16 protein-coding genes are annotated in these 17003 nt (G+C 56.5%); 2 read left to right on the top strand and 14 right to left on the bottom strand.

The features are described 5' to 3' along the window. Positions 1–28 precede the first annotated feature (28 nt). The 13 genes from ES815_RS17090 to gspC all read right to left on the bottom strand — a co-directional run bounded on the left by ES815_RS17090 (position 29) and on the right by gspC (position 13787). Positions 29–2728 (bottom strand): glycosyl hydrolase family 18 protein, encoded by a 2700-nt coding sequence (locus ES815_RS17090; protein WP_142488877.1) that lies wholly within the window; start codon positions 2726–2728, stop codon positions 29–31. Between the two features lie 256 nt (positions 2729–2984). Continuing rightward, positions 2985–3782, bottom strand: coding sequence for a prepilin peptidase (locus tag ES815_RS17085; protein WP_142488876.1), 798 nt, complete (start codon positions 3780–3782; stop codon positions 2985–2987). Further along, positions 3779–4264, bottom strand: a complete 486-nt coding sequence (gspM, locus tag ES815_RS17080; protein ID WP_142488875.1) for a type II secretion system protein GspM — start codon at positions 4262–4264, stop codon at positions 3779–3781. The genes ES815_RS17085 and gspM overlap by 4 nt, the downstream gene beginning before the upstream one ends. After that, positions 4261–5406, bottom strand: a complete 1146-nt coding sequence (gene gspL, locus ES815_RS17075) for a type II secretion system protein GspL (protein WP_142488874.1) — start codon at positions 5404–5406, stop codon at positions 4261–4263. Before gspL ends, gspM begins: the two co-directional genes overlap by 4 nt. Before the next feature lie 15 nt (positions 5407–5421). Next, a complete protein-coding gene (gene gspK / locus ES815_RS17070; RefSeq protein ID WP_409518839.1) occupies positions 5422–6372 on the bottom strand; it encodes a type II secretion system minor pseudopilin GspK in 951 nt (316 codons plus the stop codon). Between the two features lie 56 nt (positions 6373–6428). After that, a complete protein-coding gene (gspJ, locus tag ES815_RS17065) occupies positions 6429–7076 on the bottom strand; it encodes a type II secretion system minor pseudopilin GspJ (RefSeq protein WP_142488872.1) in 648 nt (215 codons plus the stop codon). Further along, positions 7073–7459: a type II secretion system minor pseudopilin GspI gene (gspI, locus tag ES815_RS17060; protein ID WP_142488871.1), complete on the bottom strand. Its 387-nt coding sequence runs from the start codon at positions 7457–7459 to the stop codon at positions 7073–7075. The genes gspJ and gspI overlap by 4 nt, the downstream gene beginning before the upstream one ends. After that, the gene (gene gspH, locus ES815_RS17055) at positions 7452–7937 is read right to left on the bottom strand and encodes a type II secretion system minor pseudopilin GspH (RefSeq protein WP_142488870.1); all 486 of its coding nucleotides are present in this window, start codon (positions 7935–7937) and stop codon (positions 7452–7454) included. Before gspH ends, gspI begins: the two co-directional genes overlap by 8 nt. Further along, positions 7937–8380 carry a type II secretion system major pseudopilin GspG gene (gene gspG / locus ES815_RS17050; protein ID WP_285110699.1) on the bottom strand — a complete coding sequence of 148 codons (444 nt, stop codon included), beginning with the start codon at positions 8378–8380 and terminating at the stop codon, positions 7937–7939. The genes gspH and gspG overlap by 1 nt, the downstream gene beginning before the upstream one ends. A gap of 2 nt (positions 8381–8382) precedes the next feature. After that, positions 8383–9591 carry a type II secretion system inner membrane protein GspF gene (gene gspF / locus ES815_RS17045; protein WP_142488869.1) on the bottom strand — a complete coding sequence of 403 codons (1209 nt, stop codon included), beginning with the start codon at positions 9589–9591 and terminating at the stop codon, positions 8383–8385. Then, a complete protein-coding gene (gspE, locus tag ES815_RS17040) occupies positions 9591–11066 on the bottom strand; it encodes a type II secretion system ATPase GspE (protein WP_370462894.1) in 1476 nt (491 codons plus the stop codon). Before gspE ends, gspF begins: the two co-directional genes overlap by 1 nt. 23 nt (positions 11067–11089) lie before the next feature. Next, a complete protein-coding gene (gspD, locus tag ES815_RS17035; protein WP_142488867.1) occupies positions 11090–13000 on the bottom strand; it encodes a type II secretion system secretin GspD in 1911 nt (636 codons plus the stop codon). A 13-nt stretch (positions 13001–13013) separates the two neighbouring features. Next, positions 13014–13787 (bottom strand): type II secretion system protein GspC, encoded by a 774-nt coding sequence (gene gspC, locus ES815_RS17030; RefSeq protein ID WP_260609626.1) that lies wholly within the window; start codon positions 13785–13787, stop codon positions 13014–13016. Between the two features lie 263 nt (positions 13788–14050). Here gspC and ES815_RS17025 point away from each other — a divergent pair, with 263 nt between their 5' ends. Together ES815_RS17025 and ES815_RS17020 are read left to right on the top strand one after the other, a co-directional pair. Then, complete coding sequence (locus ES815_RS17025; RefSeq protein ID WP_142488866.1) at positions 14051–15628, top strand: ExeA family protein; 1578 nt, start codon at positions 14051–14053, stop codon at positions 15626–15628. Continuing rightward, the gene (locus ES815_RS17020; protein ID WP_185902345.1) at positions 15628–16293 is read left to right on the top strand and encodes a hypothetical protein; all 666 of its coding nucleotides are present in this window, start codon (positions 15628–15630) and stop codon (positions 16291–16293) included. The genes ES815_RS17025 and ES815_RS17020 overlap by 1 nt, the downstream gene beginning before the upstream one ends. On the opposite strand, the gene ES815_RS17015 is transcribed toward ES815_RS17020, so the two are convergent. Beyond that, positions 16287–16910: a helix-turn-helix domain-containing protein gene (locus ES815_RS17015; protein ID WP_142488865.1), complete on the bottom strand. Its 624-nt coding sequence runs from the start codon at positions 16908–16910 to the stop codon at positions 16287–16289. The two genes, ES815_RS17020 and ES815_RS17015, sit on opposite strands and share 7 nt — an antisense overlap. Between the last annotated feature and the right edge of the window lie 93 nt (positions 16911–17003).

Here is a 17003-nt window from a genome sequence, read left to right as displayed (position 1 = left end):
TCACGTCCGTCATTAAAGGTTCAGAAGATTATTTGCAGTCTGCTGACGCGCCTTCTTTTACCCATACATCGCTGTTGCCTGGTTTGTCGCCCTTCGTCCACCATTTCGCGCGGTATACATTACCTTCGTAAGTGGTGGTGTCGCCGCCGTTATAAACCATTTCAGCATGCCAGTTGAATTTCACCTGGCTTACCAGCTCCCATGCACCCTCACCGAATGCCGGTTTGTTGCCCTGAGTCCAGTACTTCGCTTTCCACACCAGGTTATCGGAGCTAACAATGTCGCCGCCGTTGTAAATGGTGTTTGCACTCCACGCAGCATATTTGCTGGCGTTGGCATCAACAGGGGCATCGCAACTTCCGGTCGCACTCCCTTCGTCTGCCGGCGTGGTACCTTCATCAGATGGGGTCGTACCTTCGTCAGACGGGTTGGTCTCTTCGTCAACCGGAACAACCGCTTCTTTCGGGGTCACTGTCACTTCAACGTTAGACTGCACGCTGGTTTTACCGTCAGACACGATCACGCTCAGCGTATAGGTCGATGTATTGCTCACTTCTGGCGCGGTGATACGCACGTTCGCGGTATCGGTGCCGGTGGCATTCATGTCACCCGGTACGCTCCAGCTATAGGTCAGTGCATCGCCATCGGGATCGGACGCCTGTGCGTGCAGAGAAACCGCTTCACCGGATTCAACGGTGACCGCTTGCATCGCGTTGATCACTGGTGCCTGGTTGGCTTTAGGCGCTTTGTTAACAACCTGCACGTCAACTGAGTTGCTCAGACCTTTCGCGTCAGTAACGGTCAGACGGAAGACCAGCGTCTGGTTGCTCGCGACAGCAGGAACGTTAAAGCTTGCTTTCGCGCTGGTGCTGTTGGACAGCGTCACGGAGGTACCGGACACCTGCGTCCATTTGTAGGTCAGCGCATCGCCGTCCTGATCGCTGGAAGCAGAGCCATCCAGCATTACGGAAGCCGGGCCAGTCACGCTTACATCAGTCGCAGAAGCGACAGGGGCATGGTTGGTAACAACCGGTTCCACTGGCGTTGAGCTACCGCCCGTCAGGCTTTCGTTCATCGCATTCAGAATGTCGCCGTTGTCAGATTCGATAGACCAGGCGAACAGACCCCCGAGGTTTTTGTTCAGCACGTATTTGCCTTTCGCTTCGACAGAACGGGCGTTGTCATAACTGATCAGCTCACCGGTGGATTTGTTGAACAGGTACGGGGCTTCTGCTGCGGTATCGTACTTGTATTCCCAGCCTGGTTTACCCAGCATCTTGTTCACGATATCGCGATAATCAAGGATGCCTGCTTCCCATGACCCCGGGATGGCGCCGGTCGCGGTGCCGGTAAATGGATTGTCGCCGGTATAACCGTGAACGCCAGTCCAGCCGCGGCCGTACATTGCTGCGCCCACAACGACTTTACCCGGCTGTACGCCCTGATCGAGCATCGCTTTCACGGCGTTATCGGTGGTGTAGTTGGTGTCTGGCTTCCAGGAAGCACCGTACAGCGCGGCCTGGTGGCCCAGGTCAGTCTTGCTCCACGAACCGTAGTAGTCGTAGCTCATCAGGAAGATATGGTCGAGATACTGCTGCGCAGTGCCATAGTCCACGTCTTCAATCTTATCTCTGCCGGCACCAATCGCGGTGGTCAGCTCATAGGTACGGCCTGTTTCAGCTGACAGTTCGTTCAGCATTGCGCGCAGATCGTGCATCAGCGCGGTATAGGTGGCCTTATCGACAGCCGGGTTACCCAGTTTGGCGTTCTCGCCGCCGCCGCCAGGGAATTCCCAGTCGATATCCACGCCGTCAAACACTTTCCAGGTCTTCAGGAACTCTTTCACGGAGCCAACGAAGCGGTCACGCAGCACTTTGTTGTCCATCTGGAAGAACGGGTCAGACAGCGTCCAGCCGCCAACAGAAGGCAGAATTTTGAGGTCCGGATGGGCTTTTTTCATCGCCATCAGCTGACCATAGTTACCTTTGTACGGGTCGTCCCAGTTGGAGACGCCGGACTGAGGTTTTTGCAGAGCAGCCCAGGGATCGTGGATAGCAACGGTGTAGTCCTGGCGGCCCGCACAGGCACGTTTCAGCGACTCCAGCGCGCCGGAGGATTTGGCGCTGTCGTTAATGCCATCACCGCCACAGATTGGAATGAAGCCATAAAGCAGGTGGTTCAGGTTAGCAACCGGGATCTTGTCGGCAGAGAAGTTACGGTCATATACGCCCCACTCAGGGAAGTAAGCCCCCACAACTTTGTCGGTGTGTTTGGCGAAGGATTTATTGTTCTCAAGCAGAGGGGTGTTCATCGGCAGCAGGTGGCTACCGTCCGTATCTGCAACGATAATCAGTTTGCTGGCACTTTTGGTGCAGCCGCTGTCGTTGCAAAGCTCAACCTGCTCCTGATAGCGGCCCCCTTTCTTCACCTTGAAGGTCGCAGAGCCCGCAGCGCTGCCCGCCCCGGTCCAGACGGTCTGGCCATCCAGCAGTACTTTTGCCGACGTTGGCGCATCACCGCTCCAGACGTTCCACTCAACCTTCACATCCACACCATCGCTGTGAACTTTAACAAGATTGTTATAGTCCTGAGCCGCCTGATCGACTTCTACCAAAGCAAATTTGTCATTGCCTGAAGTAATAGACGGCGTACCTGGCGCTGCTGCGAATGCTGAGCTTGTGGCAGCCGCAATGAAAAGCGCCAGATATTTAGGCTTCATAAAATTCATTTTTATATCCTGATAAATTTATACGTGAACGTTAATTACCCATGACTTCCCTGAGCTCATGGGATGAATTTACACACTTAGTTTTAGATAAATAAAAAATCCATTGCCAAAAATATTGTGAAGCGTTGTATTCCTCCCTAAAAAGACACAAGCATAAATTCCCTCTGTCTTATGTCTTTTACGATACACCGTAGAAAAAACGTGTTCCCTCCCTTTCCTCGTCGAAAAAAAGCGATAAAAAACTTGACCAAAATATTCAGAGTGTGACAGCGAATGCCTGGGCAATAAAAACAGTGAGGCCGGCAAAGGATAAATAGGGACCAAAAGAAATTGTTTGGCTATTTTTATGTGAATGGTTTAATGCGAAATAACCGACAATACCGCTAAGCGCAGCAATTAATACGACAGAAGGCAGTGCCTGCCAGCCGCACCAGGCCCCCAGCGCCGCCAGCAGCTTGAAATCACCGTAACCTAACCCTTCCCGGCCAGTCGTCAGGCGAAAGCCCCAGTAAATCAGCCAGAGCGACAGGTATCCCGCGACTGCGCCGAGCACAGCATCGCGAAGCGGCAGCGCATGGCCCAGCGTATGTACGAGCAATCCGGCCCAGAGCAGCGGCTGCGTCAGGCAATCAGGCAGCAGCTGGTGTTGCCAGTCGATCAGCGTCAGCGGCAGTAAAAACGACGCCAGCAGCCAGAGCGAGAACAGGGTTTGAATGCCCGGAACAGACCAGGCCGTTATGCCAAAAAATAGCGCGGTAAACAGCTCAACCAAAAGGACCTGTAGCGGAATAGCCGTTCGGCACTGGCTGCATCGGCCTCGCAGTAACAGCCAGCTGAGCAGCGGAATATTTTCCCAGGCAGAGAGTGAATGCTGACACACCGGGCAGTGCGAGCCAGGGAACAGCAGGTTGCCGCATCCCTCCTCTTCCATCACCATAGGCGGGACGCGGTCTGCCACTACGCCGAGAAAACTGCCTGTTATTGCCCCTGACACCGCACTCATGAGGGAGAACCCGACCGGGTAAACCTCCCGTATCAGTGCGAAGGTGTTCATGCCAGTTTCTTCCAGGTCAGCTGAATTTCGGCCTTTACATCGCTGACGTGATCAACCGGGGTGAGGTTCATTTTTTGCAGGCGGACTCCGGAAGTCAGGTTGATTTCACGCAGCCAGTTTTTTAATTCGTAAATATTTACCCGTCCGACCACGAAGGAGAGTGTTTGCCCGTCCTGGCGAACATCCGTCAGCGATAAATTAATGGCGTGGGCGCTGTTCTCAATCACGCTGCGTGGATTATCAGTTTTAACCTGCAACATCTGAAGATGGTTTTTATCTATTTCCTGACGCATCCAGTTGAGCGTTTCAACCTGACGTGCAAGGGTCGTTTTGCTGCTTTGAATCATATTATCCAAGGGAATCACTCCTGCGTAATAAATTGCAGCGCAGCCGATTGCCGCTGCGCCTATTGTCAAAATGATTTTTTCCCTGACGTTGTAAGTCTGATAACGCCTTTTCAGCTGCGTGATGCTCTCGTTCATTTATGTTTCCCTGTCACAATGGCGGTGTACGGTGCCTCTGCTGAAACAGGCTGTACTGAAAAATCAAAATTTGGGCTGGTCTGATTCACAAACGCCTGGAGCGCCTGCTGATTTTGGCCACTGACGCCCAGGGTCAGCGTCCCTTGTGCTGCATCGTATTCAAGCCGGGTAATTTCCATTGCCGGAACCGCCCGTCTGGCGGTTTCCAGCTCATCGATTTGCAGGAAAATCCCCTTAGGCTGTTTCTTTATATTCTGACCAAAGTGATATTTGATGTTGGTCTGCTGGCGCATACTCGGAAAATGGTGCTGGTAGACCTGCGTGACCTCCTGCTGAACCTGGTTTTCCTCCTGAGCCAGCATCCAGGCTATCGCGGCACGGGGTCCTAACAGCAGGCCAAGCGACAGCAGCCCCGCAGCAGCCACGGCTAGCTTCATGCTTTTTGTCAGCCCCTTATTGCCGCTTCTGGCGCTGAACACCCCGTGCAGCAGGTTCACGCGACACGCCTGCCACTGCGGCTGGATCAGCACCAGCGGGTGAACCCAGGCCAACGCCTCGTCAACCTCTACCCCCGGCGGAACGGCGCCGTAGCAGCACACTTCGCCCTCCCCTGTCTCCTGCAACACCAGAGGCAGCAGGGCCGTATCCACTTCACACGCCGACGCCGGCGACAAACGTAGCCAGTAGTTCTCGTCAAGAGAGACAAAGGTCGTACCCCCGGCGGATACCGGCAGCAGCCAGGCGTCCGGGATGGCCTGAATAACGGTCAAACCGGCAGCGGTGAAACGGTCAAGCCACTGGCGCAGGCGCCCGGCATCAATCGCCACCGCGTCAACGTCGCACCCTTTTTTATTGAGTACCGTCCAGTGAAGGTTGTCCACTTCCCCTATTAATGTCTCCTCCGCCATCCAGGAAAAGGCCGTGCTTTGGGCAGCCATTCCTTTTTTCGGTAACCTGAAGTGACGGAAGATCGTTTCACTGGCAGGCAGCAGCAGACAGACGCGTCCTGCCAGAGCATGTCCGGCGAGGATATCGAGCTCCGAGAGATTCTCCAGCGATTCAACCTGCTGACTACCGGACTCGCACCACCATAATTTCCCGTTCTCACGGCTGTCGGGACGAACAAAAAGCACCTGTTTCATCGATATCAACTTCTGTTATTCAATCATTCGGTAACGACGCTGCCACGTCACAATCTCACCGGCGTCGTTATTAACCTGAAGCTGGCTAACCATGAGCAGCGTTAAATCATCCGTGTTGCCGGTATAGTCAACGCGGAAATATCGGCTGTTAATGGCCAGCTGTTCCGCCACCTGGGGTAAATCGTCTTTAAGCTGCGGGAAGGTTTGTTCCAGCACCTTGCTGAACGCATCCAGGCTTTCCCACCCCGCTTCAGGGCGAGCATCAATCAGGCGTCTGGCGTCATCTTCCGTCAGTTTTCCCGGGAACATCGCCGCCAGGACGCCTGCCTGTTCAGGTTTGAGGGTATTCACGTCAACCTTGCTGGCGGGATCCGGCAGGGCGCACAAGAGCTTGCTCACTGTCGGATAGGCCTGGGCCGGGAACGCGGGCAGCAGTTTGATTTCCGCAATAGTGCGCATCATCTGGTTCGCGGGCTGGCGAGCCGGGACAGCCCCTGCCCACGCATCGCTCTCAGCGCCCTCTCTGGCGGTGGTGGCGTCCCCGTCGAGGTAGTCCACCAGCTGGGAATACACCGCTTCGGCGGTGGCCTGGCTGACGCCGCTGTCGATCAGGAGCTGCTCGACGATTTGCTCTTTACGCGGTTTCCCTGCCGCGGCCGCGGCGTCCTGTACCTGAGGCGCTTTATCCGCTGCCAGCAGGTTGTTGACGTTAAAGCAGTCCTGCGCATCTTCTGTCTGGCTGACCAGGGTGTAGTCATCCCCCCGGGTTTCCAGCGGCTGATGCCAGTCACCGTCAGGCGCAAGGGCTCTGCTTTCGCCGCTGGCCTCGGTTTGCAGGATCGCTTTAACGACTTTTTCCTGCGCCTGCATCGCCCAGCGCAGCTGCTGCTGGCTCACCTGGTAATGTGTTTTTTGCAGGTTGCGGCAAAACTGCTGACTGATTCTGGCGGCCAGCGCCGACATCATCACCAGCAGGATCAGCACCACCAGCAGGGCGACGCCTTTCTGTTTGTCTGTTCGGCTCACGGCTGTACTCCTGACGCCGCTTGAGGCGCCTGCTCCGGCTGCGGAGCGGCCGCTTCTGTCTCCGGCGTCGGGGCAACCGTCACGGCAGGTATCTCCCCCGGGGTCGTAAACACCCAGCGCCAGATATCGCCGTTTTCCATCGTCAGCGTCGCCTCTACGCCGTCGGGCTGGCGACTGCTGTCGGTCCAGTTTTTCTGCCAGCCCTGGCTGTAAAAGCGCCACGTCATCGATTTCACCTTCTTAACGATGGGCACTTCTTCGGGCTTCACGCTCGCCGGGCCATCAATCGCAGGCCAGATATCGCGATATAAACGCCCCTCTTCCAGCCGCCAACGCACGCGCTCCAGCTGGACGGTGCCGCTCACGCCGTTCAGCGTGGTTAGCTCAATGGCGTCATCGGTTTGCACAAACACGCCCGGTTCGTTACGCGGCGCACGCCCCTGAAGCTGAAAGAAATCACGCTCCATCAGGCTCCAGGCACGCTGCACCTGATTAAGCTTTGCCGCACTGGCATCGGTTGCAGAGCGGGTACGCATCGCCCCGTCCAGGATCTGCCAGGCCAGGGTGCTAATCACCGCAAAAATGGTCAGGGCGATCATGATCTCCAGCAGGGTAAAGCCACGCTGGCGTCGCGTTTTTTTCACTTGCTCACCTTCTCTGCTGGCGGAATGATGTGCAGGGTGATGGCCGGCTGGCTTTCATCCCCTTCCGCGTAAACGCGAACTTCACTGGCCCAGCCGTTGTTGGCGGTTTTGACCCGCTGCTTGTGCCAGTTCCAGCTACGCCCGCCCATGGTTTCTGTCCCCTGCTCATCGGCATCGGGGAAATCACTGTTGCTGAGCGTCGCTTCTGCAAGCACGTTTTCCGCTACCCAACTGGCCTGCACTGTTTCGCTCAGGCCGTGGGTAAAACGAACGTTCAGGGACACGGAGTGCATCAGCGCCAGCGCAGCGGTGGAGAAAATCACCAGCGCAACCATCACCTCCAGCAGCGTCATCCCCTTTTGCTTTGCCTTGCATTTAGTCATCGTTCTCCACCGAAACGGGGGCCGCACCTTGCGACACCACCCGGAAATGGTGCTGTTTGTCGTAGCTTTGCAACCTCAGCGTGAAGCGACCTACCTCGCCATCCGGTAAAAAGATGATTTGCGGATCGGCATCCAGCGTGGCGGCCAGCCGCTGCGGAGATAGCGATACGTGCATCTCTTCAGGAAAATCGCCTTTCGTGGTAATTCGCCCTGCGGATAAGGGCACCCAGCGACGTTCCCCTTTTACAACGTTCAACGACACAAGCTGATATTTATCCGTGGCAATCACTAACCCGACAATATTTCCGTCCATCACCGCACGGTCTGAACCATAATCCACAAGGGCTTTTAATTGCTGACCAAATATATCCGCGCCGCTGCGCGAGGGAATCGTTGAAACCACCATCATCGCGCAGCTGGCGAATATCACCAGCGCGAGGATAATTTCCAGCAAAGTAAAGCCGCGTTGCTTACTCATTATTTATTCGCGAGCGACCAGTTAGTAATATCGTCGGCGGTATTGGCTTCGCCATCGGGCCCCGCAGAAAAGACATCGACGGCACCGTGCTCGCCCGGGCTGACCATCAGGTAATCGCTGCCCCAGGGATCCTGCGGCAGGCGGCGGATATAGCCGTCGGCGCGGTAGCCGTTGGGGATTGGCGCGATTTCCGGTTTGCTGACCAAAGCCTGCAGGCCCTGCTCGGTGGTCGGGTAGCGGTGGTTATCGAGTTTGTACATATCCAGCGAACCTTCCAGCGCGACAATATCGCTGGTGGCTTTCTGACTGTCGGCTTTCTCTTTATTACCCATTAAATTTGGCACCACCATACTGGCCAGCACCCCGAGGATCACAATCACCACCATTAATTCGAGCAAAGTAAAGCCCGCCTGGGACGCCAGGTTTTTTCGTTTCATCGCCATATTTAACCTACCATGTTATTAAGTTGCAGAAGCGGCTGTAATATTGACATCACAATAAAGAGAACAATGGTCGCCATGGAGACCACCAGCGCCGGTTCAAATACCGACAGCGTTAAGGTAATACGATGCTGTAATCCCGATTCCTGATTTTCGGCGGCGCGATCCATTAAGTTGCCTAATTCACCGCTCTCTTCGCCGGAGGCAATCATATACAGCATGGTGGGGGGGAAGAGCTGCGCCTGCTCCAGGGCGGAACAGAGCGATGCCCCCTGGCGCACGGTATCCGCCGCCTGCTCCAGCACCTGGCGGGCATAGAGGTTTTCAATCCCGTCCATCGCGATATACATCCCCTCCAGCAGCGGAACGCTACTGGCCTGCAATATGCTCAGGGTGCGGATGTAACGCGCGCTGTTGATGGCGCGAACCAGCTTTTTAATCGGGGCGTTTTTCACCAGCCAGCGGTGCCAGATGAAGCGATTGCGGGTTTTCTTCAGCCAGCCTTTAAAGCCGATCGCGCCCGCCGCCAGCCCTCCGCCAATGATCATGCCGTACGCCTGCAGGAAATCGCTGACTGCAATCAGCGTGCGGGTGGTCATTGGCAGCTGCTGTTTCATATGGGTAAACTGCTCGATCACCTGCGGCACCACCGCTACCAGCAAAATACTGATGACCGCAATGGCTACCACCGTCAGGGTGATCGGGTAGACCATCGCCTGGGTGAGCTTACTTTTCATCTTCTGGCGCTGTTCGTTGTACTCCGCCAGCTTCTCCAGTACATCGCCGAGGTGGCCGGTTTTTTCTCCGGCCATCACCAGGGTGCAGTAGAGCTTGTCGAAGGTGCGGGGAAACTGGCTGAAGGCGTCGAACAGCGTATGCCCTTCCACCACCTTGTCGCGAATGTCACTCACCATCGCCGCCAGCTTTTTATCCTCCGACTGCCGGGCAATGGCCTTCAGGGCGCTCTCCAGCGGCAGCGCGGCGTTCACCAGCGTCGACAGCTGGCGGGTAAACATCGACAGGTCCGGCGTTGAGAGCTTGATCCCTTTCTGTGCGCTGCCGGCAGCGGATTTTTCCCGGGTCAGGGTAATGGTCAGCGGCATCAGCTTTTGCTCGCGCAGCGCCTGACGCACCTGCTTTTGCCCCTCGGCCTGCAGGGTGCCGCGCCGGGTTTTACCCGCCGCGTCGGTCGCGGTCCACGCATACCATGCCATTATTCCTCACCCCCACGTTCGGCGGTGACGCGCATCACCTCTTCCAGCGAAGTGATGCCGGAGATCACCTTCAGCAGACCGTTTTCGCGCAGGCTGTGCGCCTGTTTGAAGAGCTGGGTTTCGATCGCCATTTCGTCTTTATCTTCGTGGATCGCCCGGCGCATGGCGCTGTCGACCACCAGAAACTCATGGATCCCCGCACGTCCCTGATAGCCGCTCTGGCGGCAGTGCTCACAGCCCACCGCGCGCCAGATCGCTTTCGGGGTAATGGCCATAAAGCTGAACAGCGCTTTTTCATTGTCATCCAGCGGACTGGTGGTGCGGCAGTGGGTGCAGAGCCGACGCACCAGACGCTGGGCAATGACACCGAGCAACGATGATCCGATTAAAAAGGACTCCAGCCCCATATCGCGCAGACGGGTAATGGCCCCGGCGGCGCTGTTGGTGTGCAGGGTGGACATCACCAGGTGACCGGTCAGGGAGGCCTGCACCGCGATCTGCGCGGTTTCGCCGTCACGGATCTCGCCGATCATCACCACGTCCGGATCCTGGCGCAGGATGGCGCGCAGGCCACGGGCAAAGGTCATGTCCACGCGCGGGTTAACCTGGGTCTGCCCTACCCCTTCCAGCTCGTACTCAATCGGATCTTCGACGGTCAGGACATTGCGTTCATGGCCGTTCAGCGCCGACAGGATGGCGTACAGGGTGGTGCTTTTCCCGGAGCCGGTCGGCCCGGTGACCAGGATAATGCCGTGCGGACGGGCAATCAGCGCCTTGAGCTGGGCCAGCTCGTGATCGATCAGCCCCAGCTTATTAATGTCCGGCTGGAGGTTGCTTTTATCCAGCAGACGCATCACCACCCGCTCGCCATACTGCGACGGAATGGTGGAGACACGCACGTCGATGGCCTTGCGCCCGATCCGCAGCGAGATACGCCCATCCTGCGGCAGGCGTTTTTCGGCGATATCGAGCTTCGACATGACCTTAATGCGCGACACCAGCAGCGGCGCGAGCTTGCGCGCCGGTTGCAGCACCGGTCGCAGCACGCCGTCGACGCGAAAGCGGATGCTCAGGGTGCGCTCAAAGGTTTCAATATGAATATCTGACGCGCCGTCCTTCACCGCTTCGCCAAGAATGGCGTTGATCAGGCGGATCACCGGCGAGTTTTCGTCGTTATCCAGCAGATCTTCGTTGTCGGGGATCTCCTCGGTTAACGCCAGCAGGTCGATATCGGCATCCATGTCGTCCACCAGCTGCTGGGAGACGCCGCTGTTCTGCTGCCAGACCTTCGCCAGCATTTCGTCGAAGGCGTCTGCCGTCAGAATGGTCGGGGAGAAGGATCGCCCCAGCACCCGGCGCATCTCCAGCAGGGCAAACGCCGGAGCGTCGTCGCGCATCCAGACCTGCCCCTGATAAAAGAGGATCCCGTGCTCCCGGGCGTAGTTACTACTGCAGAGATCGTGACTCAGTTGCATTTCGTCCATGTTGCGCCTCGTCCTTACTCTTTAAAGGGGTTGCGGTTTTTCACCGTCGCCGTGCCTGTCATCGCCGGGTAGTCGGGCAGAACGGCATTGCCTTCAGGGGCGACGATGCCGAACTTGCTCTCTTCCAGCCGCTGCTGCTGACGGGCGCGGATCTGGTCATATTTCTCTTTCGACGACGCGCTGTAGGTGTCGTCGTCGCGCAGAACAGTGGTATGAATAAAGACCATCAGGTTGCGCTTCGAGGTGTCCTGGGAGGTATAGCGGAACAGCTGCCCCACCAGCGGAATATCCCCCAGCAGCGGCACCTTCGAGACGTTCTGTTTGGTGACGTTCTCCATCAGCCCGCCGAGCACCACGGTCTGCCCGCTGTGGACCATCACTTCGTTATTGATGGTACGGGTGTTGAAGGTTGGGTCGAGGCTCGCATCTTCGGTGGCGCTGGCGTCAACGCTGGAGACTTCCTGCTCAATCTTGAGGTGAATGATGTCGCCGTCGTTAATCTGCGGCACAATCTTCAGCTTGGTGCCGACGGTTTTCCGCTCCACCGAGTTAAAGACGTTATCCCCGCTGGTGGTCTGCGAGCCGGAGAGTACCGGCACATCCTGACCGACGTTAAATGACGCCTCTTTGTTATCGAGGGTGACGACGCTGGGCGTCGACAGGATGTCGTTTTTACCGTCGGTGGAGAGCGCGGTCATCAGGGCGCCAAAATCGCCGTTAAAGAAGCCGGTCGCCATGCCGGTAAAGCTGGCGCCCTTCAGGGTACCTGCTTTTACCTGGCTTATCGGCAGACCGGTGGCGCCAAACTGCACCCCGCCGTGTTTGCCGGTCCACTGCACGCCGAGGTCGAGGCCGTTACCGTCCTGCACTTCAGCAATGATCGCCTCCACCAGCACCTGTGGGCGGCGAATATCGAGCTTGTCGATAACCTTTTCCAGCGAGTTCATGACGTTGGGCTGGGCGGTGATCACCAGCGAGTTGGTGGCTTCATCCGCGGTAATATTCAGCTCGCTGCTGGCGGACGGGGTTTTACTTTTCGCCGCGCCCGCTTTGTCTTTCAGCTGCTCGCCAATCCCGGTCAGCACCGGCACCACTTTGCTGGCGCTGGCATACTTCAGGTAGAAGACGCGGGTATTGCCTTCGTTATTCTGTTCGCGATCGAGCTGGCCAATCAGCGACCGGGTACGCGCCCGGCCATCTTCCGGGCCGCTGATGATCAGGCTGTTGGTTTCATCATCGGCCACCACTTTGGTCGTCAGCTGCGGCGCGTTCTGCCCTTTCTGCTCTTCGTTGTTGAGGTTGTTCAACATGTCGCTGAGCGATTTCGCCGAGGCATAGCGCAGCGGCACGATTTCGCGGCGCTGCACGCCGGAGCGATCCACGCGCCCGACCAGATCCACCAGCCGGTTGACCACCGAGGCTTTACCGGTTAACAGCAGTACGTTGGACGGTTCAAAGTGCACGACGTTGCCGATACCGGAGGCGTCGTTCAGCTGGCGCAGCAGCGGGGCCAGCTCCCGTACCGGTACGTTTTCCATCCGCACCACGCGGGTGATGATCTCGTCGCCCTTGCCGGGGTTTTTGCTGTCGGCCAGCGGTACGCCGGCGGTGCGCGCCACCGTGGAGCGCACCACCTTCACCATGCCGTTATCCATCGGGATCACCGACAGGCCGTACAGATCCAGCACGCTAAGAAAGAACTGATAATATTCCTCTTCCGTCAGCACGTTATAGGTCTTAACCGATACGTTTCCCTGCACGGAGGGATCGACAAGAATGGTTTTATTCAGGTTGCGACTTACCGTATCAATAAATTCTCGGATATCGGTATTTTTAAAACTGGCGCTAAAGTTCGCCGCCATCACTGAATTTGAGATCAACGACGCGGTGGTCAGCGCGATACATGCCCAGGGAAATTTCTTCATCACATTACACTTGTTAATTGTTTAAAACATTAACCCGAATATTTTCAAGGTGAGCGTGGCGTCTGACTACGACTTCCGCTTCTCTCATTTTCGACCAGCTGGCAATAATACTTTTCGCCTGCTCCGCCCGCGTCATATCGACGGCGTTCACTTTCACTACCACATCCCCCTTTTCCAGCCCGCTATGGCTAAAAAAAGAGGAGGCATTTTTCGGCTTTATTTGATAGCCGCCGAGCTGGCCTTTATCCATATAAGGCTTCAGCACGAAATAGTCGTCGAGATGTAAATTATCGCCCCCGGCATCGTTTTTCGGTTTTGGCACCGGAGAGGGATTTACCTCCCCTTTAAAATAGTCGGGACGCTTTAACGCCAGCACCTGACGATCCCCCTGATAATTCACCACCACATTGTCGGGATTGATCTCTTCAATCCACGCATCGCTGTAGCCCGGGAGACTCTCGCCTTCGCGGTAGCTTTGCTGTCCGTTAGGCGTTTTGATCACCGCGAAGGAGAGCCAGGCTTCATCGCTGCTGATAATTCCGTCAACCTCAGCCGAAATTGACTTTTTCTCCGCCTGCTGCGGCGTGGTCTGATTAACCGCAGGCTGAAACAGGGCAAACGTCTGTCCCTGTTGACCTGCGCGGGACTGCTCTGGCGCATTACCCGGGACAGGGTCCGTGCCTTTTTTATAAGCCTTAAAGACGACATATCCCTGATGACCGCTAAACAGCAGCAGAACAAACATCACGCAGGGCGCAATAAATCGGGAATAGAGCTGCATTTTCATTATTTAACGGGCCTTTTAGCAAATGCAGGAATTTGCAGCCTGGCGCTGCACCTGTAACACCCGAAAATAGTAATAATGCCGGCCTGATGGCTCCATCTGCTTTGCCATTAACTTTAATGCAGAAAAATATTGACCCTTAAAAACCCCGGTGTTAAGCGGTTATAAAAGGTTATTTTTCTCCTGTGGAAAAATTGACCCACTGCGTCGCCTCTCGTACTTTCCTGGCTGAATATCAGTGATATGAATTACCAGGGTGAAGCGTTATGTATCAGAGTCATTTTAAATTTGTCCGCCCGCCCTTCAGGAGTGCGACCCGCGCCTGTGGCGACTTCTTTGCGTCTTATCATCAGGATGTCTTCGGCATGCTGGCAGAGAAGTCGACCCTTGCCGGTATTGCGGCCCTGTTCAGCGATGACGAGACGCTACTGAACGCTTTCACCGGTCAATTACTGGCAACGTCTCCTGCGGGGGTGGCGATTAATGCCTTTCCGACCCTGAGCGCGAAAGCCCTGCTGTATAAACTCAGCGCCAGCGCAAAAGAGGCCAAAAGCAGGCTGCACGCCATTGATGCCGTGCTGCATCAGTGGCAGGAAAAATACCCCGCCTGCAAAACAACCGGCCTGGTGCTGACGATCGCCGCCGTTCAGGCGCTGCGGGATAATGGCTGGGACACGCTGGGGATGCTGCTTTCACGCGCGCAGGAGTGCGGGCTGCCGCTGACGCTGGTGTTGACCGGCACGCCCGATCAGGACGCGCGTCTGATGACCCGTTCCGGCCTGGCGTCCCGCGTGCATACCCGCCATACGCTGCGCCCGCTCACCTGCCGCGAAACATTGCGCTATGTTCAGGCGCAGACGCTGGAGCATGGTGCCGACACATCACCCTTTAGCCCTGCCCGCGTGCGCCGCATGCATGCCCTGAGCCACGGCTCCGTCAGCAAACTGAACGCGCTGGCGCACCTGTCGCTGCTGGCAGCCTGGACCGAACGTGCCGCCGCGGTAGGCTCACGTCATCTGCGCCTGGCGGCGGGTGAAGTGCTGCCGCGCCCCACCCATCGCAAAACGCTGGCAACGGTTGGTCTGTTTGCCAGCGTGCTGTTTGCCGCCTGCGGCTGGCATTTCTCCTCCACTCTCAGCGCCATGCTGCCCGTGCAGCCGCCGGTCCCTGCGAGCTGGAAGCGGTTGACTCACGCCCCGCAAGCCCCCGTACAGCCACAGATGGACAATGAGGTGGTCAACCTGCCGGACGCCATGCATCAGCTCTATACCATGTGGGGCTATGATCCTTCCGCAGAAGATGCGCTCTGTCAGAATGCCGCCCGGGTGAACCTCGCCTGTAAGCAGGGCAATGCGCCGCTCGCCACGCTGGAGAAAGGAGGCTATCCCTGGGTGAGCGAACTGAAAACCGGGGATCACCTGAATTATGCGGTGGTGGCGCGGGTGGGTGCAGATTCGCTCGATCTGCTGATGAATAACCGCACGTGGCAGGTGAAGCGCAGCTGGTTTACCACCCATGCGACAGGAAACTATACGTTATTGCACCGTCTTTCCCCGGCGGGGAAAACGGCAATCGGGGCGGCCAGCAGCAGCGAGGATGTGCGCTGGATCGATGCCCAACTCAGCCAGGCCCTGCACGAGCCGGAAACGCACGCGCAAACATGGACCCGGGCGCTGGTGAAGCGAACCCGCGAATTCCAGTCCAGCGCCCGGCTCAACGTTGACGGTATGCCCGGCGAAGAGACGCTAATGCAGCTGATGCGCATCAATAACACCACACCCGCGATTGTAACGCCGGTGACGGATACTCCCCCGCAAACGCTGGCGAAAGGAAAAGCCCAATAATGTCCACGATTTGTCTTGCTGCACAGCGCAGCTTCCAGACCGGTGAGGCGGTCTGGTTCTCTTATCGCCTCCCCTCGCTGACCAGGATCGCCTTCACAAGCCTGACCAGCTTATGCTGCCTGGGCGCGATGCTGGTCGCCGGGCTGTACGCGCACCTTTACTGGCACCTGCGCCATCCGACGCCCACACCGCAGCCGGTAAGCGTCGCCCAGCCTGATACTCAGCTCTCCGATATGCATTATGTGTACGTCTCCAGACCCTTCCCGGCGCCGCAACCTGAAGCCGCGGAAGTCAACGCCCCGCCGCTGCCAAAGAGCGATCCGCTGGTAATGGACGCTGGCGCCGACTGGCAGCAGCCCCCGGACAGCGATATCTCCAGCGAACCCTTGCCCGACACGCATGTCTCGCCGCCCGAAACCGGGTCAGGCTCGTTGAAAGCGCGGTTTATGCAGGCCCTGAAAGAGCAGCAGGAGGATTATTCGCAGGGAAAAATGCCCGGGGATCCCGTTGACGAGACGCAATCCGGTACGCTGACGAGGGAGAGGCTTATCGATCGGACAACGACGTTAAGATCCGAGCGCATATCGGCGCAAGGGCCAACGACAGGGCAAAAAAAATCTCCATCGGCGTTAACCCATGGAGATCTGAAGCAGGATGTTCAGTAGCGTTCCGGCAGGCTGGTGATATTTTTCAACTTACCTTTTTCCACCACAATATAGTGACCTTTTTTCAGGTCTGAGAGGATTTTAATAATCGTGCTACGGGCCAGGTTGGTATATTCCTGAATATAGTCATAAACATTGACGTCACGATTCTGGTAAATAATTAATTCATTAATTTCCAGCAAAAATTCACGCACCACAGAGTACGCGCTGCGGGCAACCAGAATATCATCACGCTTGCTGAGCAGGCCAATATACCAGACAAGGATTTGGCTGAACTGCGGCCAGAGATTTTTCTCACCGATCAGGCGCTCAAACTCATCTTTCCTGATGGTGCGAATAACCGTGGTATCGCGGGCAATACCATACATATACGACGCTTTATTGTAGATAGATGAGACACCCAGAAAACCCGCGCTGCGCATGGTAAACATACTTAACTCATCGGAGACACGACGAATTTCGACTTCGCCGCTAATGACGATATGGATGTAGTTCACATCTGCGGTAATGATTTTCTGCCATTTCTTTAGCGTTTTTTCTGGATATTCAGCGGTCGCCGCAATAATAGCGTCTATCGCTTCCTGCGGACGACAGTTTTTTCCATATATACTTAACATTATTGTGCCTGTTATTAATTGTAGATAAAAGAGCCACTGCGAAAGTGATGTCGCAACGGATATACGAGACCGAGTCCAGATAAAATAAGAAGA

Origin of the sequence: Leclercia adecarboxylata, assembly GCF_006874705.1 — a bacterium.
Lineage (GTDB): Bacteria > Pseudomonadota > Gammaproteobacteria > Enterobacterales > Enterobacteriaceae > Enterobacter > Enterobacter adecarboxylatus_C.
Note: the sequence above shows the minus strand (reverse complement) of the source record. Positions and strands in the feature narration are given on the sequence as shown.